A 25050-nucleotide genomic window follows, 5' to 3' on the forward strand; every position below is an offset into this window, starting at 1 on the left:
CCCCCACATGTCTCTCGAAGGAGGCACCCCCATGTCCGGAGCCGCATCCAACGGAGGCGTCGGCCGCCGCGCCTTCGTGCTCGGCAGCGCCGCCGCGGCCGGTACCGCCGCGCTCGCCGGGCCGCTCGCCCGGTCGGCGTCCGCCGCGACGTTCGGTTACACCGACGACGGCTCGAACTACGTCGTCGACACCGGCGCCAGCCTCGTCTTCAAGGTCAGCAAGACCAACGGCGACCTGACCTCGCTGGTCTACAAGGGCACCGAGTACCAGGGCTACGGCGGCAAGAACTCGCACATCGAGTCGGGCCTCGGCACCTCGACCGTCACGATCAAGCAGTCGGGGACGACGATCCTGATCTCGGTCGCCTACGGCACGCTCAGGCACTACTACGCGGCCCGCAGCGGCGAGAACAACGTCTATCTGTGGACCAACCGCGCCGACACCTCCGTCGCCTCGACCCGGTTCATCCTGCGCGTCAAGGCGGGCCTGTTCCTCAACGACGAGCCCGATTCCTACACGTACGCGCCCACCACCATCGAGGCCTCGGACGTCTTCGCGAAGTCCGACGGCCAGACCCGCTCCAAGCACTACTCGAAGCTGCGGGTGAGCGACTACGACTACATCGGCTGGACGACGGGCAGCGTCGGCCTGTGGATCGTCCGCTCCAACCACGAGAAGGCCTCCGGCGGCCCCTTCTACCGCTCCCTCCTGCGCCACCAGAGCGCGGACGGCGGCGGTCTGTACGAGATCCTGCACTACGCCCAGAACCAGACCGAGGACGAACGCTTCGGCCTCCAGGGCCCGTACGTCATCGCCCTCACCGACGGCGGCGCGCCCTCGTCGTCGCTGTACCCGGGCACGCTCACCACCTCGTGGGCGGACTCGCTCGGCATCTCCGGGTACGTGGCCTCGGGCGGCCGGGGACGGGTCGCGGGCGTCGGGATCACCGGCCGGAACACGGCGTACGCGTACACGGTCGGGCTCGCCAACTCGGCTGCCCAGTACTGGGGTTCGGCCCGCTCCTCGGACGGCTACTTCTCGATCGGCGGGGTGCTGCCGGGGACGTACACGCTGACCGTCTTCAAGGGTGAACTCGGCGTCTACACCACGTCGGTGACCGTCACCGCGGGCGGCACGACCAGCCTCAACACGATCGCGATCCCGTCCTCGAACGACCCGAGCAACGCGAGCGCGATCTGGCGCATCAACGACTGGAACGGCACCCCCAGCGGCTTCAAGAACGCCGACCTGATGACGTACGCCCACCCGTCCGACGTCCGGGCCTCGGCCTGGACCGGCAACGTGGTCATCGGCAGTGGCACCGAGACCTCCGCCTTCCCCTGCTACCTCTGGAAGGACGTCAACAGCGGTCTGCTGGTGTACTTCAAGCTGACCGCGGCCCAGGCCGCCGCCGCGCACACGCTGCGCATCGGTGTGACGACGGCCTACGCCAACGGACGGCCGCAGGTCGTCGTCAACGACACCTGGACGTCGGCGATCCCCTCCCCGCCCACCCAGCCGAGCACCCGGTCACTGACCAACGGCTCCTACCGGGGCAACAACTACACGTTCACCTACAGCGTTCCGGCGAGCGCCTGGCTCACGGACACCAGCCAGTACAACATCCTGAAGATCAACGTGGTGAGCGGTTCGGGGACGACGTCCTATCTCAGCGCCGGCACGTCGATCGACGCGATCGACCTGCTGGCCTGATCTGACGTCAGGTTCCGCGCGTCCACTGCTGGTTGGTCGCTCCGTTGCAGGTGTACGTGATGATCGCGGCGGAGTTGGCGGTGGACGCGCCGTTCACGTCGAGGCACTCGCCGCTGGCGCGGGCCTTGACGGTGACGTACGAGCCCGAGGTGGTCACCGACCACTGCTGGCTGGTCGTACCGGAGTTGCAGTTCTCCTGGGTGACGTTGGTGGAGTTCTCCTGGAGGCACAGGGAGCTGCCGCGGCCGACCAGCTGGTAGTAGCCGGTGCCGAGGTCCTTGAACCACCACTTCTGGTTGCCGCCGCTGTTGCAGGTGTACTGGGTGATGGCGACGCCCTGCCAGAGCGACTGGCTGGGCACGTCAGCGCACTTGGAACTGTGGCGCGCGATCAGCGTGTTGTACGTGGCGCTGGTCCCGCCGATGGTGCCGGCGGCCGTGTCCACGGTGACCTCCGGGTACCAGGACATGGACATCGTGGTGGAGGTCGGGAAGGTCAGCGGCAGCCACACGTACCGGGAATCGCTGACGGTCCCGCCGAAGGAGTTGCCCCAGCGGTCGCCCATGTAGAGGTACGAGGTGCCGGAGCTCCCGGTGACCGGAAGGACGTACGCGGTCTGGGAGTTGTAGGTCGTGGAGTCACCGACGTTCGCCATCGAGGTCCAGGGTCCGGCGAGCGAGGTGGCGGTGGCGTACTGCTGCTGGTTGGCGCTCCAGCCGGTGGCGCCCGACGTGAGCATGAAGTAGACGCCGCCCCGCTTGAAGAGCGCCGGTGCCTCACGGTGTCCGCCCACCCAGGGGTTGGCGACCAGGCTGTCGATGCCGGTGTAGGAGGCGTTCAGCTTGTAGATGTGCAGGTCGTAGTTCTCGTTGGCGGCCGAGACCATGTAGCCGGTGCCGTCGGTGTCGACGTAGGTGGTGATGTCCCGGGACATGTACGAGCCGAGGGGGCGGAAGCTGCCCTGGTAGGTGTAGCTGCCGTCGACGGTGTCGGAGACGGCGACGGCCGCGCGGGCCTCGCTGTAGTCGGTGCCGTTCTCCTTGTGCATCCACATCACGAACTTGCCGGTGGACGCGTTGTACATGACCTTGGGCCGCTCGATGTAGGCGGTGCCCAGCTCGGTGGCGGAGGACTGGGTGAGGACGTTGTTCCTGAACTCCCAGTTCTTCAGGTCGGTGGAGCGGTAGACGGAGACGGCCTTGAAGGTGTTGTCGGCGTTGCGGTTCTCGCCGAACCAGTAGTAGTACGAGCCGACCTTGATGACGCCGCCGCCGTGGGCGTGCAGGACGCCTCCCGAAGTGTCCGTGAACTGGACGCCGTTGGGGATGGTGAGGGCCGCCGCTTGGGCGGGGCCCGCGGTGACGAGGGCGCCGGCGAGTGCCAGACAGAGGGCGAGCAGTACCGCGTACACACGTCTCATGACGCGACCTCCAGGTCCGTGACGGTGGTGTCCGCCACCGGGATGCCGAAATCGGGGGTGCCGTCCGCGTGCCAGCCGAGCTTCTGGACGCGGGTGTGCCGGTTGGGGTCGTTCAGCGGGTCGCCGACGATCTCCTTGTACTGGCGTGCGTGGTAGACGAGGACGTCACTGCGGCCGTCCTCGGCGACGGTGAAGCAGTTGTGTCCGGGGCCGTACTGCTTGGTCGTGTCGTTGCTGGTGAAGACGGGGACCGGCGACTTGGACCAGTTCGCGGGGTCCATGAGGTCGGCGTCCGCGTCGACGGTCAGCAGGCCCATGCAGTAGTGGAAGTCGGTGGCGCTGGCCGAGTACGACATGAAGAGCCGCCCGTTGCGGGCGATGACGGACGGGCCCTCGTTGACCTTGTAGCCGACGCACTCCCAGTCGTACTCGGGCGTCGACAGCCGTACTTGAGGTCCCGTCAGGGTCCAGGGGTTCGCCATCTTCGACAGCCACAGGGCGGTGTTGTTGCCCATGTCGGGCTCGTGCTGGGCCCAGGCGAGATAGCGGGTGCCGCGGTGGGTGAAGGTGGTGGCGTCGAGGGAGAAGGTCTCCCAGGCGGTCCTGATCTGGCCTCGCTCGGTCCAAGTGCCCTTGAACGGGTCGGGGTTGGCGTTCTCCAGGACCCAGATCCGGATGTCCCACACGCTCTCGGCGGGCGCGGAGGCGAAGTAGATGTACCACTTGCCGCCGATGCGGTGGATCTCCGGCGCCCAGATGTGCGCGCCCATCGGACCGGTGGCGTGCTTGGTCCAGATGATCGACTCGGCGGCGGTCGACAGGCCGTTCAGGGTGCGGGAGCGGCGCAGGATGATCCGGTCGTACTCCGGGGTGGTGGCCGTGAAGTAGTAGGTGCCGTCGGAGTGCCGGTGGATGTGCGGGTCGGCGCGGTTGCGGACGAGCGGGTTCACGAGCGGTGCGGCCTTCTTCGGGGCGGGGGCGGCTGCGGCGACGGTGGGGGTCGCGGCCAGGGCGCCCGCGGCCAGCGCGCCCTTCAGCAGCAGTCGTCGGTCGGGGACGGGGGGAACGCGGCTCATACGGACTGCCTCTCGGGTGGGGGTGTCCTGAGAGTGATGTTCGATATTGAGAACATCTGTTGTTATTGCGAACAGCCGAAAGGTACGGCGGGCAACAGGGGAGGTCAACGGGTCGGACGCGACAAAAGAAGGCGCTTTCTGCGAACGCTTTCCACCAGCGCTTCCCGGGGCTGATTTTTTGTTATCGCCCACCGCCCCGCCCCGTCTCCTCTCCCGTGCGCAGCCATACCCACAAGACAGCAGCGGCCGCCGGTGCCCTCGCGGCGGTCGCCGCCCTCCTCGCCCTCGCTCCCCCGGCCCTGGCCGCCGGTGCCCGGGACATCACCGCCGACGTCCTCGCGGGCCGGGACGTCACGCTCGGCGGCGACACGGTCGTCACCGTGCCGTCCGGGACCACGACGTACGACGGGGTCTTCCGCGGCGAGGGCACGCTCACCGTGCGCGGCAGCGGAACCCTGATCCTGACCAAGGACAGCGACATCACGCTCCCGAAGGCACGGCAGCGGCAGAAGGTGTCGGTCCAGGGCGGCAACCACCCCTACGTCACCACCGCCACCCCCGACCCGCCCACGATCACCGTCGAGCGCGGCGCCACCCTCCAGTACGGGAACGGCGGCTCGACCGGCGTCATCGGCCACTACCCGTACAACACCCCGGCCTTCCGCCTCAACCAGGACAACATCCGGGTCGACGGCACCCTGAGACTGTCCCTGAAGAACGTCCCCTACAACCTGGGCACGATCAGCGGTTCCGGGCTGATCACCCAGCCGCGATTCCTGTGGGCAACGTGGGATGTGACATCCGGCCCGTTCTCCGGGGTGATCGACAACGGCACGCAGACGAACGCCGGACGGCCGGAGTACGCGACCTCCCTGCCGGGGATGCGCAAGGTCCTCAACCAGGGCACCTGGACCGTGGACACCCCGCTCGGCCGGACGGTCACGATGGGCATGGACTTCTACCAGCGCGAGTACGGCAGCGACATCAACGTCCAGTCCCGCCCCGGCGGCAAGGTGATCCTCAGGGGCCAGTACAGCTGGTCGGACCAGGGCGGCGACACCGACCCCTCCCTCAGCGACCCGGCCCTGAACTGGACGCCCGCCCGCAAGAACGTCAACAAGCGCGGCACCAACATCAAGGGCGCGAACGTCCAGTGGGGCGACGGCACGACCCACAGGATCTTCATGCCGGGCACGGCGGAAACCGTCTACATCAACCTCCTCGCCGCCCGCTCCCGCTCCCTCCTCACCTTCGACTACAACGGCCCGGTGACCCTCGGCGCGCCCATCGGCGGCGGCAGGTTCCACGACACGCTGGCAGCTCCCGGCGCCGGGGACGTCGTCATCGCCGGGACCCGCGGCAACGACGTCACGTTCGCGGCCGTCCAGTACTACGACGGCTCGACGACCGTCGAGAAGGGGGCGGTGCTGCGGTTGGGCAGCGGCCGGTCGGGCGGCGACGGCGGACTGTACACCGCGGGCGGTCTGTACAAGGTCGTCGACAACGGTTCGCTGGTCCTCAACAACGTGACCAAGTCCCTTGCCCTGTCCCGGATCAGCGGCAGCGGCTCGCTCACGCAGACGGGCACGGCGACGACGACACTGACGGGGACCGCGGTGACGTACACAGGGACGACGACCGTGAAGAAGGGCACGCTGGCGCTGCGGAACGGGGCGACCCTCGGGCGCAGCAAGGCCATCCGGCTGACCACGTCCGGCGCGCGTCTCGACGCCGGAACAGCGGGGCTGCGGGTGGCGACCTCGCTGAGCGGCAAGGGCACGGTGAAGGGTGCGGTGACCAACGACGGTGTGGTGACGAGCGGGCTGACGGTCTCGGGCGCGTACACGCAGAGCACGCAGGGTGAACTCGTCCTGGGTGCGAAGCCGTTGAAGGTGACCGGCGCGGTCCGGCTGGCCGGTGACCTCGACCTGGCGGCGGCCGGGGCGAAGCCCGCGAAGAAGACCACCGTGCTGGACCACAAGGGGGCCACGAAGACGAAGGGGGCCTTCACCGGGTTGAAGGAGGGCGCGAAGCTCAAGCTCGGGGACGCCACGTACCGGATCACCTACAAGGGCGGCGACGGCAACGACGTGGTCCTCGCCGCTACCACGCCGACTGCCAGCAAGTCCCCTACGAACAAGGGGCCTTCGACGACTGAGGCCGACGTGACCCGCACCGCGGGCGCCGCCCAGGACGACAGACTCGGCTGGTGGCCGTACGCCCTGGGGCTGGGACTCCTGGGCGGCCTGGCGGTCCCGGCGACGCGATACAGGCGAGGACACCGCCGCGGTGGAAGGCACGCGGCAGGGTGACGCCCCCCCAGGGGCGCGGGGCTGTGTCGAATGTGCGGCTACCGCCGCGTGGGCGCGACCAGCCACATCGAACCCGCACCCGGCCCCAAACATCAAGAGGCACCCCCGTAGCCGCAACGACTACTGTCGACCCCATGACCAGCACCTCCACCCTCGCCCAGGCGCTAGCCACCCGCACCGTCGTCCTGGACGGCGGCATGTCCAACCAGCTCGAGTCCGCCGGACACGACCTGAGCGACGAGCTGTGGTCGGCCCGCCTCCTCGCCGAACGCCCCGAGGCGATCACCGAGGCTCACCTCGCCTACTTCGAGGCGGGCGCGGACGTGGCGATCACCTCCAGCTACCAGGCCACCTTCGCGGGCTTCGAGAAGCGCGGCATCGGCCGGGCGCGCGCCACCGAGCTGTTGTCCCTCAGCGTGGAGCTGGCCCGTGATGCGGCCCGGCAGGCGCAGGCGAAGGGCGTCACCCGCCCGCTGTACGTCGCCGCCTCCGTCGGCCCCTACGGGGCGATGCTCGCGGACGGCTCCGAGTACCGCGGCCGCTACGGGCTGAGCGTGGCCGAGCTGGAGGCCTTCCACCGCCCCCGCCTGGAGGTGCTGGCCGCGGCCGGTCCTGACGTGCTGGCCCTCGAAACGGTGCCGGACGCCGACGAGGCGGAGGCGCTGCTGCGGGCGCTGCGCGGGCTGGAGACGCCCGCCTGGCTGTCGTACTCGATCGCGGGCGACCGCACCCGGGCCGGCCAGCCCCTGGAGGACGCCTTCGCCCTGGCCGCCGACGCGGACGAGGTGATCGCGGTCGGGGTGAACTGCTGCGCGCCGCAGGACGTGGACGCGGCGGTCGAGATCGCGGCCCGGGTGACCGGGAAGCCGGTCGTGGTCTACCCGAACAGCGGCGAGGCCTGGGACGCCGAGGCCCGCGCCTGGAACGGCCGCTCCAGCTTCGCGCCCAGCGAGGTGCTGGCCTGGGAGGGCTCCGGGGCGCGGCTGATCGGCGGCTGCTGCCGGGTGGGGCCGGCGGCGATCGCGTCCATCGCGGACACGCTGTCGCCGCACGCGTAGTCCGCAGCGCTCAGCCGTCTCCTCGTCTCCACACTCTCCCCCTCGCCTCCACCCGCTGCTAGCCTCCGTTTCGGGAACCGGTTGCCGTCATGTTGCCGCAGTTCCCGAGGGGTGGCCGGAGCGCGGGGAGAGGGGCGGGGCCGGGCATGACCAGGAAGAGCGAGGACACCAGCCGGAGCACGATCCGGGACGTGGCGGCCCGTGCGGGGGTGTCCGCGTCGACCGTGTCGCGGGTGCTCGGCGGGGTCTACCCGGTGAGCGCGACGACCCGGGCACGCGTGCTGCGGGCCGTGCGCGAGATGGACTACGTCGCGGACGCGCGCGCCAAGGCGATCGCGGGGGTCGGCACGCCCACCCTGGCGTTCGTGCTGGAGGACATCACCGGACCGTCGTTCGCGCTGATGGCGCACGGGGTGGAGCGCGAGGCGACCCGGCTCGGGCATCTGTGTCTGGTGTGCAGCACGGAGGGCGACGCCCGGCACGAGGTGGAGTTCGTGGAGATGATGCGCGCCCAGCGGGCCACCGCGGTGATCCTGGTCGGCGGCGGCGCCGACACCGTCGAGTACCGCGACCGCACCCGCCGTATGGCCGACTCGCTCGCCGCGGCCGGTTCCCGTCTGGTGCTGTGCGGACGCCCGCCGCTGGGCCCCGGGGCTCCGGTGACGGTCATCGAGTACGACAACGAGGGCGGCGCCTTCGCCCTGGTCGCGCACGTCCTCGCGCAGGGCCACCGCAGAGTGCTGTTCCTCGGCGGCAAGCCGGACCACACCACGGCCCAGGGACGTGAGCGCGGCTATCTCGCCGCCCACCGTGCCCGTGGCCTCGACGCCGACCCGGAGCTGGTCCTGCACGGCGACTTCACCCGCGACTCCGGCCACCGGCTGATGCGCCAAGCCCTGGACAAGGGGCTGGAGTTCACGGCCGTGGTCGCCGCCACCGACATGGTCGCGGCGGGCGCGCTCACGGCCCTGCACGAGGCGGGGCTGCGCGTGCCGGAGGACGTGTCGCTGGCCGGTTACGACGACATCCCGTTCGCCCGGGATCTGCATCCGGCGCTGACGACCGTGCATGTTCCCTACGAGGAGTTGGGCAGGCTGGCGGTACGGACCGCGCTGGGGCGCGAGCCGAACACGCCGGACGAGCATCTGCTGCTGGGGACGCATGTGGTGGTGCGGAACTCGGTGGGGGCCGTGGGGACGGTCGCGGCATAGCGGGACGGTCGGGTCCTGGCGAGGCCCACAGCCCAGCACGGCCATGGCGGCCCCTTGTCGCCCCACCGGACCAACGCCGAGGTGAGCATCCCGCAGGACCCGACCAGGCTGGAGGCGGCCGGGAACCTGGCCACCCTCCGAGCCACCGCCGACCACGACCCCGGGCTGCTGGGCGGGGTCACGGTGGTCACGGCCGACGGACGGACCCGGGGAGCCGAAGACGTCGTACGACTGACCGCAGTTCCGTACTACGCGTGGGCCAACCGGCGGCCGGGAGCGATGCGGGTGTGGATTCCGCGGGAGTGAGGTCGGCGGCCCACAGGGCCAGCTCGGCGTCGAGCGGGCCGTGCGCGGTGTGCGGCTCGCCGTCCCCGAAGATCCGCACCGGGTGCGTGTCGTCCCACGCCGGCCACCCGGGGTTCCCGTCCACCGCGAACCGCACCCACGCCCCGTGCATGGCGTCGCTCAGCTCCTGCGGGGCGCCGTCGCCCGCCAGCTTGGCCGACTCGGGGCTCTCCCCGGTGTCGAAGACGAAGCCCAGCTCCAGGGCGTGGCAGGAGCCGAGGGCGGGGAGGTTCGAGGGCCAGGCGAACTCGTAGACGTACGACGTGCCGGGGCGGGCGTCGGCCAGGCGGTGCAGCGGGAGGCGCAGCAGGTGGTCGGTGACCATCTGGCCGACGATCTCGGCGGTCCCGGCGTCCGGGTGCAGGGCGCGGTAGCCGCGCGGCACCTCGTGTCCGGCGTGGCAGCGGGCCATGGCGCCGGCGAGGGCGACCGCGCCGAGGCGGTCGACGCGTTCCAGCAGGCCGCCGGGGACCAGCCAGAGCCGGTACTCGTCCCGGGTCCAGCCCGTCATCAGCTCGACGCCACGGGCCGCGGTCCCCTCGACCAGGGCGTCCAGGGGGTCGCTCGGGACGAGGTCGCCGTCGACGACGATGCCGAAGGCGGGTCCGCCGAGCACCGGGCTGCTGAGCCTGCCCACCTCGGCCTGGGTGCGCAGCAGCAGCTCGCGGTCGACCTCGGCGAAGGCCGCGGCGGTGGCGGGGATCCTCAGCCGGGTCGCCATCCGGCGCACCATGCGCCGCACCTTGTCCCGGTCGGACACCTCGGGCGGCCCGCTCTGCAGGACGGCACGCCGGACCAGCCCCTGGGCCTGCGGCGCGGCGAGCAGGGCGCCGGTGCTGATCGCGCCGGCAGACTGACCGGCCAGGGTGATGCGGTCGGGGTCGCCGCCGAACTCCTCGATCGACCGGTGGACCCACTGGAGGGCGGCGAGCTGGTCGCGCAGGCCCGCGTTGGCGGGGGCGTCCGGGAAGAGGCCGTAGCCCTCGACGCCGAGCCGGTAGTTGACGGAAACGAACACGACGCCGTCCCGGGCGAAGGCATGTCCGTCGTAGACCGGTACGGCCGAGGATCCCCTGGTCAGGGCGCCGCCGTGCAGCCACACCAGCACCGGGAGCCGGGCCCCGCGGCCCGGCTCCGGTGTCCACACGTTGAGGTTGAGACAGTCGTCGCCGGGCACGACCGGGTCGGACAGGTACTGCGCGAAGGCCTCGGAGTACGGCGGTTTCGGCGCCGTCGGCCCGAAGGCGACGGCGTCCCGCACCCCGTCCCAGGGCTCGGGCGGCAGAGGCGGCCGGAACCGGCGGGGGCCGAAGGGCGGAGCCCCGTAGGGGATGCCCCGGAACACCGCCACACCCCGCTCGTGCCGGCCACGGACGGCCCCGTACTCCGTCCTGACCACGGGGTTCGCCTGGTCTGCCGTCATGCGCCCACCAGCCCTTCGCCGCGCTCGTGCACCAGTAATACAAGAGCATCACAGCCGCTGCTCGTATTCCGGTGCACAGGCGCTGACCAGAGCTATTTGGCGTACATCAGGGTGCCGAAGCCGAGCTGGTCGAAGCCTCCGCTGGTGGTGCCGTAGTCACCGCCGCCGCCCTCGGGGGCGACGAGCTCGTAGTACATCCGCGAGATGTACTTGTCGTCCAGGGACAGGCGACGGTTGTAGTGGAAGTGGAGCTGTGCCCAGACGGGACGGATCTGGCCGCGGCTGCCGGAGCCGATCACGGTCTGCGACGAGGTGGCGCAGTTCTGTCCGGTACCCCAGGTGTACGTGGTGTACGGGACGTCCAGGCCGAGGTTGTACTTCGCCACGTACTGGGCGGCCTTCATGAAGCGGCGGCTGTCGTAGGAGTAGAGGTCGTCGCCCTGGTTCCAGGCCATCTCGCAGAGGGCGCCCATCTGGCCCATGCCCATGACGGTGTGGCCCTGGTCGCGCCCGGACTCCTGCCACTGGCCGAGCGCGTAGCCGTCGGAGTCGGTGTAGAGGTACGGCACGGCGTGGGCGATCGAGCCGTTCCCGGCGCCGGACTTGAAGTAGGTGACGGCCTGGTCGTACTTGGCGGAGTCCTCGTTGAGGATGCCGATGGCCAGGACCGAGGCCATGTTGCACAGGTCCCAGTTGGCCCAGTAGTTGGTGATGCAGGCGTCGTTGTGGCCGGTGAGGAACTGGTTGTTGAGGGGGTAGAAGACGTTCGCCATCATCTCCTGCGCGGCGGCGAGGTCGAATCCGCTGTAGCCGCGCATGAGTTCGCAGGCGTTGGCGAACTGCCAGCCGTAGATTCCGGCGGCGAGGAACCGGTCCGCGTTGCCGGTGACCGTGGTGAGCGTCCTCGACCAGGCGTTGAGGATGTTCGTCGCGCAGACGGCGTTCGCCTCGGTGCCGCCCACCTTCCAGCGCAGGGCGTTCTGGTAGGCGGCGGCGATGTCGTTGTAGAGGAGGGTGTAGTTCTCGCCGGTGCCGCCGCGGACGACGGTGGCGGTGGCCCGGTTCGTCCAGGTGGACTGGGAGTGGGAGTTGGCGACCAGTTTGTTCCAGCCGGACAGCCAGGGGTCGGTGCCCGCGGCCACCCTGACCTTGGCCCGGTTGATGTCCCCGGCGTTGTGCAGCATGCCCGGGTGGGTCCAGGTCGTCGGCGCGGCGTCCGCGGCGCCGGTCGCGGCCGTGCCCGCGACGGCGAGTCCGGCGGTGAGACCGCCGACGGTCCTCAGCAGACCGCGGCGGCTCAACTCGCTTGCGTGGAGGTGCTGGTGGGGGGAGGTGCGGCTCATGACAGCGGGTCTCCAATCCGTGGGGGGATCTAGAGAGAGGTGACGATCACCTCTTCGAACTCGGTGGTGCAGCGGGTCAGCGGGCTGCGGGAGCAGACCACGAGGCCCACGTGGAAGGGGGCGTCACCGAAGCCGGGGATCTCGCCTGCGGCGAGATCGGTCCAGGTGGCGCCGTCATCGGTGGACACCGCGGCGGCGAAGGCGGTCCCGGTGCGCTTCAGCCGCAGCAGCAGGGGCAGTTGGATCGTGGCAGTGCCGGAGAAGGCGGAGGCTCCGGCGACCGTCTTGCGCAGCATGAGCTGCGCGGTGGTGCCGCCGGTGACGATCGCCCCGGCCGACTGGTCGAACGGCGACAGGGACTTGGCCATCAGCAGTCCGACTCGGTCGGCACTGGCGCCGCCGCGGGAGACGAGCCGGGCGGTGACCTCGCAGTCACCGGTGACGGGTCGGCGTACGAACTGGCCCGTCATCCCTTGGTTGTTGACGCTGAGGTCGGTGCCCGCGCCGCGGACGGTGAAGGTGCCGTCGGCGTAGGAGGTGCTGCCGGGGGTCACGACCGCCGCCACCCCGAGGGTGCCGAAGGCCCGGTCGTCGAGGACCGGGTCGCCCAGGTCGCCGTAGGTCCAGGGGGCGGGCGGGGGTGTGCCGACGGTCAGGGCGAGGGTTCCGTCGGTGTCTCCGGAGGCGTTGCCGACGGTGGTGGTGACCGTGAACTCGCCGGTCTCCGTGGGCGTTCCGTGGATCAGGCCGGTGCGCCGGTCGAGGCGCAGGCCGTCCGGGAGGCCGTCGGCGGTGAACCGGACGGGATCGTGCGAGCCGCGCAGGAGGTGCCGGAAGGCGTCCCCCTTGTTCGCGAACGCCGTGGTGGATGAGGTGGGTTGGGGAGCGGAGGGCGTCGGCATCGCCGCGGCGGCGGCCTCCGAAAGGGGGCCGCGGCCAGCGCTGTTGGTTTTGGCGACGGCGTAGTGGTACGTCGTCCCCGGGGTGCCGGTGGCGTCCGTGTACCGCAGGCGGGCGCCGAAGCCGACGGGGGTGACACAGGGGGCGATCGTCTCGAAGGGGCCGTCGGCCGCGGTGGCGCGCAGCACCTTGTAGCGGGCCGAGAGATCCGGGTCGGTCCAGGTCAGGCGGACGGCGTCGGCACCGGTGCCGGCCCGCAGATCGGCGGCGGCGCGTCTGGGGCGGGGCGTGGACCACACCTCGCCGGCCGTCCGGGAGGCGACGGTGACGTGGTCGAAGGCGCCGGTGCCGGTCTCGGCGTACTCCGTGTCGACGCCGAGACAGGAGGTGAGGGCGAGACCCGCGTAGGCGGTGCGGCCCAACTCGACGTCGGTGGAGCCGACTTCGGTCCAGCGGATGCCGTCCGGGGAGATCGACCCGGTGCAGCTGCGGCCCTTGCGGGTCACCCGGACCCAGTAGGGGGCTCGCAGCCGGTAGCCGTCGCCCGCGCCCTCGACATACGGGGCCTCCAGGGGGGTCGCGGACTCGGGCAGGGTGCCGAGGCCGGAGATCGGGAAGGACGCGTTGACGGTGAGGGCCTCCAGTTGGGAGGGCGGCACGGGAGTGCTGCCGGTCGCCGAGATCGCCGCGCCCGCCCGGGGCCGTACGCTCCACACCCCGCTCCAGGTGTGCAACGGCAGCCCCTGGATCAGCATCGAGGCGTGCGCGGCGTCCGCGTCGAGGGAGGCGCGCAGGGTGACGCCGATCTTGGAGTACTGGGAGCTGAGCGGGAACACGATCCGCGCGGTGACCGTGCCGTCCCCCGGCAGCGGGAGGTGGACGAGCCGGTAGGTGTCGGCGGTGCCGGACGCCTCCAGCACGAACCGCTCACCGTCGAAGGCGGCGGCGCCGGGGATCCTCACCTCGCCGACGTCTCGCGTGGACCACGGTTCGGGCATTCCGGCTGAGGCCGCGGCGAAGGGCGAGGCGGCACTGCTTCCCTGGGAGTTGGTGGCGGTGACGGTGTAGTAGTGGACGCGCCCGCCACGCGCGCCGTCGTCCTTGTAGGTCGTCCCCTCGACGCCCGCCGCGATCTCCTCGTACGGTCCCTCGGGGCGGCTCGCCCGGCGGACGGTGTAGGTCGCGGCCCACGCGGACGGCAGCCAGGACACGGTGACGCTCTTGCCGTCGCCCAGTGCCGTGACGCCCGCCGGTGCCGTCGGCGCGGTCGGGGACGGGGCCTCGGTGCCCGCGTAGGCGAAGGTGCCGAAGCTCGGCAGGTCGTCGTTGCTGCCCTCGACGACGCGGGCGCCGGCCGTGCCGCGGAAGACGGCCGCCCTCGTGTACGGGGCGTCGAGGCCGCGGACGCCGGTGTAGTGGGCGTAGTACATCTCGTAGATCGGCGGCAGCGTGCCGCGGACCTTGTCGGAGACGGTCGTCTTGAGGTACTTGCCGGTGCGGTCGAGGTCGGGCGTGAAGGGGACGTCGCCGCCGAGGTTGTACTTGGCGGCGTACTCGGCGTTGGCGAGGATGCGGTGGTCCGCGAAGCCCCACAGGTCGACGCCCTGGTTCCAGGCGACCTGGGCGGCGTCGCCCATCAGGCCGACGGCGAGCTGTTCGTGGGCCTGGTCGCGGCCGGACTCCTGTCCCTGGCCCGTGTCGGTGACGACCCGGTTGCGGACGCTGCCGTTCCCGGCACCGGCGGCGACGAACCGCAGGGCGTCCTCGAAGAGGGTGGGCTCCTCGCAGAACACACCGATGGCCAGGATGGACTGAAGGGCCGTCAGATCCCAGTTGCCGTTGGCGTAGAGCATGTAGCCGGAGATCGCCGGATACCAGATGTCGAGGAAGGACGCCTCGCAGCGCGCGATGTCCGTGGCGCTCCAGCCGTCGTAGCCGGTGTGGCGCAGCAGTTCGGCCGCGTTGACGAACTTGAAGGCCTGAAGTCCCGCGCCGAGCGGGCCGTCGGCGCCGGTGACCATGGTCAGCGAGGCCGACCAGGCGTTGAGGATGTCCCGGGCCTTGTCCGCGTTGGCCCGGTTGCCGGTGACGGCCCACATGAGGGCGTTCTGGTAGGCGGCGGCCGAGTCGGCGACGGCCTGGTTCATGAAGTTGCTGGGACCGCGGCCCCAGGAGGTGATCTGTCCGGTGTTCTGGATCGTGTACGTCGACTTCGAGCGGGCGTGCGCGGAGAACACCAGGTAACCGTCGTGGATCGGGGTTTCCTGCGCGGCGACCGCGGCCTTCATCCGGGCGAGATCGGCGGCGCTGTGCAGCAGCCCGGGGTGGGTGAAGGCGCGGGAGGTGAGATCGGTGTCCTGGGCCCGGGCTGCCGTGGCGGCGGCGGACAGCAGTCCGCCCGCGGCCGCGGCCACCAGGCCCGTCGCACCGAGGAAGGTGCGTCGGCTGAGCGGGAACACGGGTGACTCCATGGTGGTTCGCTGCTTCCGGGTCACGGGTGCTCGACGGTGAACGTGACGGTCTGGGTGGCGGTCCCGACGCTGTTGGTCGCGGAGACGGTGGCGGAGCAACCGCCCACGTTGTCCCGGACCTTGCCGGAGATCAGACCGGTGGCCGTGTCGATCGACAGGCCCTTCGGCAGGCCCTCCGCGGCGAAGGAGGTGGGCAGGTTGTCGGCCGTGATCAGGTAGTTGAAGACCTGGTTCTTGGTGGCGGTGGCCTTCTCCGGGCTGGTGATCGCCGGCTTGTCGGTGGAGGTGGCCTCGGTGGAGTTGAGGAACCGGGTGTTCACCACGTGCTCGTTGGCGTACGCCGGCATCATGTCCTCGAACCGGTACCAGCCCGGCTTCTTCATCCCGTTGGCGATGGCCTTGCCGTTGATGACCAGGTTCTGGAAGGTCACGTTCTTGATCGCGTGGTCCGCGTCGTAGCCGACCATGATCGACGGGTTGGCGTGGGTGCCGTTGTACGACAGGTCCTTGATGTACACGCCGTCGATGCCGCGGCCGATCGAGGTGTTGTACTTCGTGTTGTACATGACCCGCATGTTGATCAGCTGGCCCCAGCGGAAGTCCTCCACCCGGATGTCCTGGAAGCGGGCGTTCTTCAGCAGGTTGCTGTCGCCGGGGTTGAGGGCGATGCAGCCCTGGTAGTCCATCTGAGGTTCACGGTGGTCGAGGATGTCGATGTTGCTGAAGACCAGGTTCTCGATGGTCTCGGGGGCGTCGGTGTTGCCGTGTGTGCCGACGTTGATCGGGTGGGCGACGTCCGCCCAGAGGGTGGAGTTGCGGACGGTGATGTTGCGGACGTCGCCGTAGTAGTCCCAGCGGTGGGTGTAGATCGCGATGCAGTCGTCGGAGTTGCGCATCCACACGCCGTCGATGAGGACGTCCTCGCTGGAGAAGATGTCGATGCCGTCGCCCCACTGACCGGCGCTGTAGGAGTGCAGGTCGCGGATGGTGACCTGCTTCGACTGGCCGACGGTGACCGAGTAGCCGCTGCTCGGGTTGAGGACGAGGATGCCGTCGATCTCGATGTTCTTCGCGTACTGCACCAGCACCCCGCTGGGCGAGTTGTAGAGCACCCCGCGGCCGATCAGCCGCGCGTTCTCGACGTTGACGAACTCCACCCGGGAGGTGAGCACGGCGCCACCGGCCAGGTAGACCGTCTTGCCGCTCGGCACCTTCAGCACGTTGTCGGTGGTGGTGTGCAGACCGGGGCCGAAGTAGATGACGTCGGGGTCGTCCGCGTCGGGGACATGCGTCTCGATCGGGTTGGCGTGCAGCTGGAGGTTGTCGAAGATCTCGCCGTTGATCTCGATGGAGAGGTTGCGCGGCTCGGTGAGGGTGAAGGTCACCGTGTCGCCGGCCACCGTGTACGGGGTGTCGTACGACAGCGGGCGCACCTTCGCCGACGCGATGGTGCCCTTGGACGAGGTGACCGCGACCTCGACGGTGCCCCGGAAGTCGAAGGTGGCGACGGAGGAGTTGTACACCGGGCCGCTGCCGGTGTCCGCGTTGATCCACTTCGCGCGGGCGCGGTAGACCGGGACGGTCTGCCAGTCGCCGCCCGCCGTACGGGCCTTGACGTTGAAGCTCGCGTTGGTCGGGACGCCGCTCGGGATGGGGTACGTCACCAGCTTGTCGGCGGAGGCGGGCGTCGCCTCGTCCGCTCTCGCCGTGCCGGCCGTGGCGCCCAGCAGGGAGTACGCGGCGGCCGTGGCGCCGGCGGCCTGGAGGACGGTGCGCCTGGACAGACCGGTGCTCTGGGTGTCGTTCATGGAGAAGTTCCTTCAGTAAGCGGGGAGATGAGGGATACGGAAGGTCACTTGAGGCCGCTGGTGGACATACCGGCGACGAAGCCGCGCTGGGCGATGAGGAAGATCAGCAGGATCGGGACGACGTACATCACCGAGGCGGCGGCCTGGAGTTCGGGCACGGGTGTGCCGCCCTCGTTGACATAGGCGGTCATCACGGCGACGGCGAGCGTGGTGCGGTCGGTCGACAGCAGCAGCTGCGGGGCGATGTAGTCGCCCCAGGTCCAGGTGAAGGCGATGATGAAGCTCGCGGACAGCACGGGCCACGACTGCGGCAGGAAGATCCGCCAGAAGATCGAGGTGTAGCCGCAGCCGTCGACGATGGCCGCCTCCTCCAGCTCCCGCGGCATGCCCGCGAAGAACTGCCGGAAGAGGAAGACCAGATACGGTGCCGCGGACAGCCCCCACAGCACCCACGGCCAGTACGTGTCGACCATGCCGAGCTTGGCGAAGATCAGGTAGGTGGGCAGCAGGGTGACCATCTGCGGCAGCATCATCGAACCGAGCAGCACCCCGAACAGCACCTTCTTGCCGGGCGCGTCGAGGCGGGCGAAGCCGAAGCCGACCCAGGCGGAGCTGAGGGTGACGAGGGTGGCGTAGATGAGGGCGATGACCAGGGAGTTGCGGGCGTAACCGAGGAAGTCGATGTCGGTGAAGGCGTCCGCGACGTTGTGCCACTGGAAGGAGTCCGGCAGCCAGTGCACCGGCGAGGCGGCCAACTCCCCCTGTGTTTTCAGGCCGGAGAGGATCAGCCAGCCGAACGGGCCGAGGAACAGCCCGGTGACGGAGACCAGCACCGTGTAGAGGGCGAGGCGCTTGGCCCGCACCCGGACCCGCACTCCGGACGGGGTGGACGTGGCCGGCTGGGACGACCTGGACTTGGACTCGGGCGGCAGGGTCGTGGTGGTCACTTCTTCTTCGCCTCCGGGTCGACGGTGTAGAACACGGCGCCGGACGTGCACTTGAAGATGAGTCCGGTCACGACGAGGATCAGGACGAAGAGCACCCACAGCAGCGCGGAGGCGTAGCCGTACCGGCCGAGCGCGAAGTACTGCGCGAACACATGCATCATGTAGAGGTAGTTGGACTGCGGCACGGTGGTGATGCCGCTCGTGTCACCGAGCGGGGCCAGCAGCAGCGGCATGATGGTCTGCACCGAGGCGATCATCCCGGTCACCGTCTGGAACAGCAGGACCGGCGACAGCAGCGGCACGGTGATGCTGCAAAACGTCCGCCAGGAGCCCGCCCCGTCGATCCGGGCCGCCTCGTGGAGCTCCCTGGGGACGTCCTGGAGCCCGGCCAGCGAGATGATCATGACGTTTCCGGCGGCCCACAGCACGGTCATCAGCAGCACGTACCGGGCGTAGGGGTCGGCGAGCCAGGGCACGGCGTCGATGCCGAAGAAGGTCAGCACTCCGTTGGAGGCACCGGAGTTCTGGTCGAAGAGCAGCTTGAAGGCGAGACCCGCGCCGACCGGCGGCACCACGGCGGGCAGATAGAGCAGCGTACGGAACAGACCGCGCGCCTTGAGGGGCCGGTTGACCAGCACGGCGAGACCGAGGCCCGCGAGGATCGACAGCGGCACCGACGTCACCGCGAACAGCCCGGCGCGGCCCAGCGAGTCCCAGGTGACCGGATCGTTCAGCAGCTCACGGTAGTTGCCGAGTCCGACGTACTTCCAGTTGGGCGAGATGCCGTCGAACGTGGTGAAGCTCAGCCACAGCGCGTACGCCATCGGCGTCACGGTCAGCAGCAGGAAGCCGATGATCCAGGGCGAGGTGAACAGATAGAACGCGCGGTGCCGGCGCGTCGTCATGGACGTGCGGGGGCGGGCGCCCGTGGCGCGAGCACGTGCGGCCACGGACCTGCCCGTACGGGAGCGAAGTTGATCGACCGTCATCCCACCTGCTCCTTACCGCGCTTGAGCTGCTCGTTGATGGCCGAGTTCAGGCGCCCGGCAAGGGTGTCGACGGACATCTGGCCGTTCATCGCGGCGGGGGCGATCTGGTTGAAGAGGGCGTCGATCGCGTCCGCCCGGGAGTAGGGGGTGAACGAGACCACCGAGAAATGCTTCAGCTCCTCCTCCTGCACGCTCAACACCCGTTTCTGGTACTCCTCCTGAGCGGGCATCAGGGAACGCAGTGACTTGAGGGTCGGGATGCCCCAACCGCCGGAGGCGCGCGCCTTGGCCGGCTCCTCGCCGAAGAACCACTCGAAGACACGCCAGGCGGCGTCCTTGTTCCGCGCACCGCGCGGCATCCACAGACCGGTGCCGCCCTGGCAGGCACTGATCCGCCGGCCGCCCGCGAAGAGAGGGGCGGGCGCCAGCCGGGACACCCGCGCCAGCTTCTTGTCGGGGTAGATCATGCCGCCCAGCCAGTAGCCGGAGTTCGACATGGCCATCCGGCCGGCCTGGTAGGTGGGGCCGTCCCAACCGTTGGGGTCGGGCTGGATGAGGCTCGGCCCCACCTTGGTCTTGGCGTAGTCCACGTACCAGGCCAGAGCCTTGCGGGCCTCGGGAGTGGTGAAGTCGACCCGGGAGAAGTCGTCATTGAAGAGGCTGCCACCGGCGGACGCGGTCATGGTCGCCAGCAGCGTGGCCCGGGTCAGACCGTTGAAACTGCCACCGAAGACGGTGGTCTGACCGCTCTTGCGCTGCACGAGGCGTCTGGCGACGTCCAGCCACTCCTCGTACGTGACCGGCTCGGTCTGCGACGGGTAGTCGAGACCGCCCTTGTCGAAGGTCGCGGTGTTGTACCAGTACATGGAGTCCTGGGAGAAGTCCTTCGCCATGCCGTAGCGCGGGCCCTTGCCCTGGGTACGGCCGTCGTACCGCCACAGGTCGTTGACGGGGTCGAGGTCGTCGAGCCTGAGGACGCCGCTGCGGGCGAAGTACGGGTCCAGGTTCTCGGCCACGTCACGGGCCGCGAAGAACGGCAGGTCCACGGCGCCCACACCACGCACCAGCTCGGGTGGATTGCCGCTGGTCAGCATCGCGATCAGCTTGGTGATGTCGTACTTCACCAGGACGATCTTGATGCCGAGGGCCTTCTTCGCCTGCTGGATCTGCTCCGGCAGGATGTCGCCGGAGTTGACCATCACCGTGACGGTCTCGCCCGAGCCGCTGACGCCGCTCGACACCTGCATCGCGCAGCCGCTCAACGCCGCCGCACCGGCCATGGCACCGCCCGCCGACAGCGCGAGGAAGCGACGACGATCCAACGGAACACCGGCCCGGGTGGCATCGGTGTGCATGAACTACCCACTCTCTTCGACGAGGGGACGGGGATGTGCGCACGCTCCGGGGAGGGGTGAGACGCGGCGTGCGAAGTTTCGGCAACCGGTTTCTACGGCGGTGGTGGGAGCTTCAACCCGGACGCACGGCACGTCAAGGGGCATGACGAACTTTCGAAAACTGTGAGGGCGGGGGCGAGGACGGCCGGCGGGCCACACGATCCGGGGCGACTTGGGAAACCGGTTGTCGTAGCGCTGCCGGGTGACGGGCTCCCCACCAGGGGCTTCTCCGGCAGAGGCCGAAGACAGCGGGCGACGCGGAAACCGGTTGCGAGGAGGCGTGGCGCCTGGCGCTGTACCCGGATGCGGCGAATACGCGAGGTCAGCACGGATCAGGTCGGGGACCAGCGACTCCACCCCAACGATTGACCACCGCTTCTCGGCAGACCTACGGTAGAAGGCGCTTTCTGAAACTGTTTCTACTCAGCGTGTCAGGAGACTCATGCCCAGCCCCCAGCTGCCGCGGGCCGTGTTCGCGATGGATCCGGTACACCTCCCCCTGCTGTTCCCCCCGGCGCTCATGCACCGGCTCCACCAGGCCGCCGACCTCGACCCCGCCCTCGTCGTCCAGGACTTCACCGACCCGGTGGCCGCCGACGCGCTGGCCCGGGCCGAGGTCCTCGTCACCGGCTGGGGCTGCCCACCCCTCGACGCCGACGTCCTCGCCGCCACCCCCCGGCTGCGCACCGTCCTGCACGCCGCCGGCTCCGTGCGCTCACTCGTCGGCGACGCCCTGTGGGAACGCGGGATCACCGTTTCCAGCGCCGTCACCGGCAACGCCCTCCCCGTCGCCGAGTACACCCTCGCGATGATCCTGCTCGCCGGGAAGGACACCTTCACCCACCGCGAGCGGTTCCGGACCACCCACGCGTACCCGACACCCACCGAGACCGCCCGGACCGGGAACGTGGGGCGGCGGATCGGAGTCATCGGGGCCTCACGAGTGGGGCGGCGACTGCTGGAGCTGCTCCGGCCGTTCGACTTCACGGTGCTGCTGCACGACCCGTATGTCAGCGCCGGGGACGCCGCGGCGCTCGGGGCTCAACTCGTGTCGCTGGAAGACCTGTTGCGGCACAGCGACATCGTGAGCCTGCACGCGCCGGACATTCCGGAGACGTACCGGATGCTGGACGGGGAGCGGCTGGCGCTCATCCGGGACGGCGGGGTGCTCATCAACACCTCCCGGGGGGCGCTGGTCGACCCGGACGCGTTGGCGGACGAACTGGTGTCGGGGCGGCTCTACGCGGTGCTCGACGTGACCGAGCCCGAGCCGCTGCCGGCGGGGTCTCCTCTGTACCGGCTGCCGAACGTCTTTCTCACACCGCACATCGCCGGGTCGCTCGGGAACGAGCTGGAGCGGCTCGGACGGATCGTGGTGGAGGAGCTGGAGCGGCTGGGGGCGGGGGTGGCGATGGTGCATGAGGTGCGGCGGGCGGATTTGGCTCGGGTGGCTTGACAGGGCCCGGGCGCTTGGCCGTGCGCAAGGCTCATGTCACGGCGTCTGCCCGGTATATCCCACAGCTGGCGTGCTGAATATCTGGCTCTTTCGCCTCCGGGGCGCTTCATGCCGGTGTCGAGACGGCGATCGTGCTCGACCCTTCGGGCCTCCGCGCGCTCGCCGTCTCGACACCGGCGCGCCCCTACGGCTCTTTCGCGGCCGGTGGCCCGCAGACAGTGGAGGTTGGTGGGCCTGTGCCGTGTGCCTTTTGGGCTCAGCGCATCGTTGGGAAACAAGTGGAAACCATGGGATACGGTTTTCCGAGCCGGTGCGAGACAGCGCCGATCAAGCAGGCTTTACGGGACCGATGAAGGAGCCGCAGGGTGAGTCAGCGCAAGGCGTCCGGGGACGCCGGACGGGCCACCATCCGTGACGTCGCGGAGCGCGCGGGTGTTTCCGTGGCCAGCGTGTCCCGTGTGCTGTCCGGCAACTACCCGGTGTCGGAGGAGCTGCGGCGCCGGGTGATGAAGGTGGTCCGGGACCTGGACTACGTCACCAACGCTCATGCGCGGTCCCTGGCGGGCGGGGGCACCCCTACCGTGGCGATCCTCATCAACAACATCACCGGTGCCGCCTTCGCCCATGTGGCCAAGGGAGTCGAGGGCGCCGCCACCTTGCGGGGCTGGCTGTCGCTGGTGGGGACCACCGGGGACGATCCCGAGCGGGAGCTCGCGCTGGTCAACCTCATGCGTCAGCAGGGGGTGGCGGCCGTGGTGCTGCTCGGTGGCGCTTATGACTACGACGAGTACCAGTTGCGCATGGCCCGGTTCGCCCGGTCGCTGGACGCGGCCGGGTCGCATCTGGTGCTGGTGGGGCGGCCTCCGCTGGAGGGAGACGTCCCGGCCACCACCGTCGACTACGACAACGAGGGTGGCGCCTATGCCATGGCCAGCCATCTGTTGTCCGCCGGGCACCGGAGGGTGCTCGTGCTGCCGGGGCACGCCGAACTGACCACTGCCCAGGGGCGGTTGGAGGGTGCGCGGCGGGCGTTCGAGGCGTACGGGGTGGAGTTCGATCCGGGGCTGGTGCGGCATGGGCCCTACGACTACGAGCACGGGTACGAGGCCGTCGAGACGGCGCTGCACGAGACGCCGGACTTCACCGCCGTTCTCGCGGGTACGGACGTGGTAGCCGCCGGGGCCATGCAGGCGTTGCGCGCGGCGGGGCTGCGGGTGCCGGAGGACGTGTCCATCGTGGGGTACGACGACATTCCGCTGGCCTCCCAGCTGACTCCTCAACTCACCACCGTGCATGTGCCGTACGAGGAGATGGGGCGGGTCGCGCTGCGGGCCGTCGCCGATCGGCGGGAGGGTGGTTCCGGGCGTCGCAAGGGCACCGACGGCGATCATCTCGTGCTGGGTACCCATGTCGTCGTACGGAACTCGGTTCGGCCGCCCTCTCCTCGCACCTGACGGAGATGAGAGAGGAAGCGAACGTTTCGTAAGCGTTTTCTCAAGGTTTTTTCGTGGCAGGTCAGGCCGTCCCCCGGGGCGGCCTGATGTCGTTCAGCGGCCGGGTTCGACCTGTTCGACCTGGGCATATGGTGGTCGGTGCGACACCGGTGTCACCTTGGCCGCGGCTAACGCGACAGACAAGTCGGCGTAACAAACTTCCGCGCACCTCTTGCTATGGGCAGACGCCTCGTCCTACCGTCCCAGCAACCGCTTACTACATCTTCCGCTTGGCCGACCCCCCGCAACCGCGAGCCGACGGATTTCCGGCCGCCGTTCCCGGCCCGCACCGAGCCGCCGTCCTCGTTCCGAGACGCCCTACTTTCCGAAGGAACACGGTCAGATGAACTTCACCAGCCCCCGGAGAAGGTTCGCCCACGTCGCTGTCGCGGGTGTCGCCCTGACAGGTCTGCTCGCCGCCTGTGGCGGGTCCGACTCCGGAGACGACGGGTCCTCAGGGGCGTCGGGTCCGGTCACCCTCCCGTTCTGGGGATGGGCCAACGGCCAGGACGCGGTCGTCAAGGCGTTCAACGCCTCGCACAAGGACATCAAGCTCAAGTACACGAAGGTCACCGACCAGCTGACCATGCAGAAGCAGCTGACGAACGCGGTGAAGGCGGGGAACGCGCCCTGCCTGGTGCAGAACACCGCCGAGTACGTGACCAGCTGGGTCTCGCAGGACGCGCTCGCGGACATCTCGCAGTACGTCGACTCCGCGAAGGGGAAGTTCAACGCCGGGGCCTGGGCCGGCGCGCAGGTGCAGGGGAAGTCGTACGGGGTGCCCACCAGCTCCTCGCCCAACTTCACGATCTACCGCACCGACGTCTTCGAGAAGTACGGGCTGAAGGCGCCCACCACGTGGGACGAGTTCATCGCGGCGGGCAAGGTGCTCAAGAAGCACGGCGTGAAGATCACCAACTACGCGGGGGAAGACCCCAGCACGCTCGAGGTGCTGGCCATGCAGGCAGGCGCGCACTGGTACGCCATCGACGGCAACTCCTGGAAGGTGGACTTCCAGGACGCCGGGACACTGAAGGCCGCCAAGGTCATCCAGGAGATCATCGACAACGATCTGAACTCCAAGCTGTCGTTCGCGGACTACGCCGCCGTGCAGCGGAACTACGACAACGGCGGTACCGCCACACGGCAGATCTCCACCTGGCAGCAGGCGGGCATGGTGCAGAACTTCACCAAGTCCTTCGGGAAGTGGGCGCTCTCGCCATGGCCGACCTTCGACGGTGAGGCCGCCAAGACGCCCGCCGGCACCAATCTGACCGGCAGCGTGACGCTGGTGACCAAACAGTGCGAGAACCAGAAGCAGGCCGCCGAGGCGGCGTTGTGGATGTCCACCGACCCGGCGGCCGTGAAGACCATGGCCAGTCCCGAGACAGGTAACGGGGTGTTCCCGGCGCTCAAGGACAGTGACAGCTACATCGCCCAGGCGACCTCCGAGAAGCTGCTCGGGAAGAACTACGACGCCGCGCAGACCGTCGTGAAGGACAGCCTCTCCACCATCACCACCGACTGGACCTTCGGGCCGAACTGGACCGCCATGTTCACCGAGATGCAGGCGGGCTGGGCCAAGGTGGTCAGCAAGGAGCAGACCGTGACCGACCTCCTCGCCCATATGCAGGAGTGGACGGTCAAGGACCTGAAGTCCCGCGGTATCAGCGTCAAGGGCTGAGGCACC

At 69.6% G+C, this 25050-nt stretch carries 16 protein-coding genes and 1 pseudogene; 8 read left to right on the top strand and 9 right to left on the bottom strand.

What is annotated here, in order from left to right; genetic code table 11:
* Positions 1-31 precede the first annotated feature (31 nt).
* On the top strand, positions 32-1714 hold the full coding sequence (locus OG885_RS10975) for a rhamnogalacturonan lyase B N-terminal domain-containing protein (RefSeq protein WP_405729765.1): 1683 nt from the start codon (positions 32-34) through the stop codon (positions 1712-1714).
* A gap of 7 nt (positions 1715-1721) precedes the next feature.
* Here the strand turns inward: OG885_RS10975 and OG885_RS10980 are convergent, their stop codons facing one another.
* Together OG885_RS10980 and OG885_RS10985 are read right to left on the bottom strand one after the other, a co-directional pair.
* Positions 1722-3134: an RICIN domain-containing protein gene (locus OG885_RS10980; protein ID WP_405729768.1), complete on the bottom strand. Its 1413-nt coding sequence runs from the start codon at positions 3132-3134 to the stop codon at positions 1722-1724.
* On the bottom strand, positions 3131-4210 hold the full coding sequence (locus OG885_RS10985) for a family 43 glycosylhydrolase (RefSeq protein WP_405729771.1): 1080 nt from the start codon (positions 4208-4210) through the stop codon (positions 3131-3133). Before OG885_RS10985 ends, OG885_RS10980 begins: the two co-directional genes overlap by 4 nt.
* A gap of 215 nt (positions 4211-4425) precedes the next feature.
* Between OG885_RS10985 and OG885_RS10990 the strand changes: the two genes are divergently transcribed.
* The 4 genes and pseudogenes from OG885_RS10990 to OG885_RS11005 all read left to right on the top strand — a co-directional run.
* The gene (locus OG885_RS10990; protein WP_405729774.1) at positions 4426-6522 is read left to right on the top strand and encodes an autotransporter; all 2097 of its coding nucleotides are present in this window, start codon (positions 4426-4428) and stop codon (positions 6520-6522) included.
* Between the two features lie 134 nt (positions 6523-6656).
* Positions 6657-7580, top strand: coding sequence for a homocysteine S-methyltransferase (mmuM, locus tag OG885_RS10995; RefSeq protein WP_405729777.1), 924 nt, complete (start codon positions 6657-6659; stop codon positions 7578-7580).
* A 146-nt stretch (positions 7581-7726) separates the two neighbouring features.
* Positions 7727-8791: a LacI family DNA-binding transcriptional regulator gene (locus OG885_RS11000; protein ID WP_405729780.1), complete on the top strand. Its 1065-nt coding sequence runs from the start codon at positions 7727-7729 to the stop codon at positions 8789-8791.
* Positions 8792-8872: 81 nt separating this feature from the next.
* Positions 8873-9058: pseudogene (locus tag OG885_RS11005) on the top strand (hypothetical protein); the annotation flags it as partial.
* On the opposite strand, the gene OG885_RS11010 reads toward OG885_RS11005, so the two are convergent.
* From OG885_RS11010 to OG885_RS11040, 7 genes are all read right to left on the bottom strand, one after another.
* Positions 8979-10559 carry a carboxylesterase/lipase family protein gene (locus OG885_RS11010; RefSeq protein WP_405729783.1) on the bottom strand — a complete coding sequence of 527 codons (1581 nt, stop codon included), beginning with the start codon at positions 10557-10559 and terminating at the stop codon, positions 8979-8981. The pseudogene OG885_RS11005 and the gene OG885_RS11010 sit on opposite strands and share 80 nt — an antisense overlap.
* Positions 10560-10651: 92 nt before the next feature.
* Entirely contained in the window at positions 10652-11902 is a 1251-nt protein-coding gene (locus OG885_RS11015) for an alginate lyase family protein (RefSeq protein WP_405729786.1), read from the bottom strand.
* A 29-nt stretch (positions 11903-11931) separates the two neighbouring features.
* Positions 11932-15273: a putative Ig domain-containing protein gene (locus OG885_RS11020; protein ID WP_405729790.1), complete on the bottom strand. Its 3342-nt coding sequence runs from the start codon at positions 15271-15273 to the stop codon at positions 11932-11934.
* A 20-nt stretch (positions 15274-15293) separates the two neighbouring features.
* On the bottom strand, positions 15294-17081 hold the full coding sequence (locus tag OG885_RS11025; protein WP_405729793.1) for a glycosyl hydrolase family 28 protein: 1788 nt from the start codon (positions 17079-17081) through the stop codon (positions 15294-15296).
* Positions 17082-17125: 44 nt separating this feature from the next.
* Positions 17126-17956, bottom strand: coding sequence for a carbohydrate ABC transporter permease (locus OG885_RS11030; protein ID WP_405742686.1), 831 nt, complete (start codon positions 17954-17956; stop codon positions 17126-17128).
* A 68-nt stretch (positions 17957-18024) separates the two neighbouring features.
* A complete protein-coding gene (locus OG885_RS11035; RefSeq protein ID WP_405729796.1) occupies positions 18025-19017 on the bottom strand; it encodes a carbohydrate ABC transporter permease in 993 nt (330 codons plus the stop codon).
* Positions 19014-20372, bottom strand: a complete 1359-nt coding sequence (locus tag OG885_RS11040) for an extracellular solute-binding protein (RefSeq protein WP_405729799.1) — start codon at positions 20370-20372, stop codon at positions 19014-19016. The genes OG885_RS11035 and OG885_RS11040 overlap by 4 nt, the downstream gene beginning before the upstream one ends.
* A gap of 481 nt (positions 20373-20853) precedes the next feature.
* Between OG885_RS11040 and OG885_RS11045 the strand changes: the two genes are divergently transcribed.
* The 3 genes from OG885_RS11045 to OG885_RS11055 all read left to right on the top strand — a co-directional run bounded on the left by OG885_RS11045 (position 20854) and on the right by OG885_RS11055 (position 25044).
* Positions 20854-21867, top strand: a complete 1014-nt coding sequence (locus OG885_RS11045; protein WP_405729802.1) for a hydroxyacid dehydrogenase — start codon at positions 20854-20856, stop codon at positions 21865-21867.
* Between the two features lie 365 nt (positions 21868-22232).
* Positions 22233-23321, top strand: coding sequence for a LacI family DNA-binding transcriptional regulator (locus OG885_RS11050; protein ID WP_405729805.1), 1089 nt, complete (start codon positions 22233-22235; stop codon positions 23319-23321).
* 382 nt (positions 23322-23703) lie between these two features.
* Positions 23704-25044: an ABC transporter substrate-binding protein gene (locus OG885_RS11055; RefSeq protein ID WP_405729808.1), complete on the top strand. Its 1341-nt coding sequence runs from the start codon at positions 23704-23706 to the stop codon at positions 25042-25044.
* The last annotated feature ends 6 nt before the right edge of the window (positions 25045-25050 follow it).

The organism is Streptomyces sp. NBC_00028 (assembly GCF_045041065.1).
GTDB lineage: Bacteria > Actinomycetota > Actinomycetes > Streptomycetales > Streptomycetaceae > Streptomyces.

Excerpts from the sequence above, each read along its gene's own strand:
- OG885_RS10975 (WP_405729765.1), top strand. The coding sequence starts at position 32 with ATGTCCGGAGCCGCATCCAACGGAGGCGTCGGCCGCCGCGCCTTCGTG.
- OG885_RS10980 (WP_405729768.1), bottom strand. The coding sequence starts at position 3,134 with ATGAGACGTGTGTACGCGGTACTGCTCGCCCTCTGTCTGGCACTCGCC.
- OG885_RS10985 (WP_405729771.1), bottom strand. The coding sequence starts at position 4,210 with ATGAGCCGCGTTCCCCCCGTCCCCGACCGACGACTGCTGCTGAAGGGC.
- mmuM (WP_405729777.1), top strand. The coding sequence starts at position 6,657 with ATGACCAGCACCTCCACCCTCGCCCAGGCGCTAGCCACCCGCACCGTC.
- OG885_RS11000 (WP_405729780.1), top strand. The coding sequence starts at position 7,727 with ATGACCAGGAAGAGCGAGGACACCAGCCGGAGCACGATCCGGGACGTG.
- OG885_RS11010 (WP_405729783.1), bottom strand. The coding sequence starts at position 10,559 with ATGACGGCAGACCAGGCGAACCCCGTGGTCAGGACGGAGTACGGGGCC.
- OG885_RS11015 (WP_405729786.1), bottom strand. The coding sequence starts at position 11,902 with ATGAGCCGCACCTCCCCCCACCAGCACCTCCACGCAAGCGAGTTGAGC.
- OG885_RS11020 (WP_405729790.1), bottom strand. The coding sequence starts at position 15,273 with ATGGAGTCACCCGTGTTCCCGCTCAGCCGACGCACCTTCCTCGGTGCG.
- OG885_RS11025 (WP_405729793.1), bottom strand. The coding sequence starts at position 17,081 with ATGAACGACACCCAGAGCACCGGTCTGTCCAGGCGCACCGTCCTCCAG.
- OG885_RS11035 (WP_405729796.1), bottom strand. The coding sequence starts at position 19,017 with ATGACGGTCGATCAACTTCGCTCCCGTACGGGCAGGTCCGTGGCCGCA.
- OG885_RS11040 (WP_405729799.1), bottom strand. The coding sequence starts at position 20,372 with ATGCACACCGATGCCACCCGGGCCGGTGTTCCGTTGGATCGTCGTCGC.
- OG885_RS11045 (WP_405729802.1), top strand. The coding sequence starts at position 20,854 with ATGCCCAGCCCCCAGCTGCCGCGGGCCGTGTTCGCGATGGATCCGGTA.
- OG885_RS11055 (WP_405729808.1), top strand. The coding sequence starts at position 23,704 with ATGAACTTCACCAGCCCCCGGAGAAGGTTCGCCCACGTCGCTGTCGCG.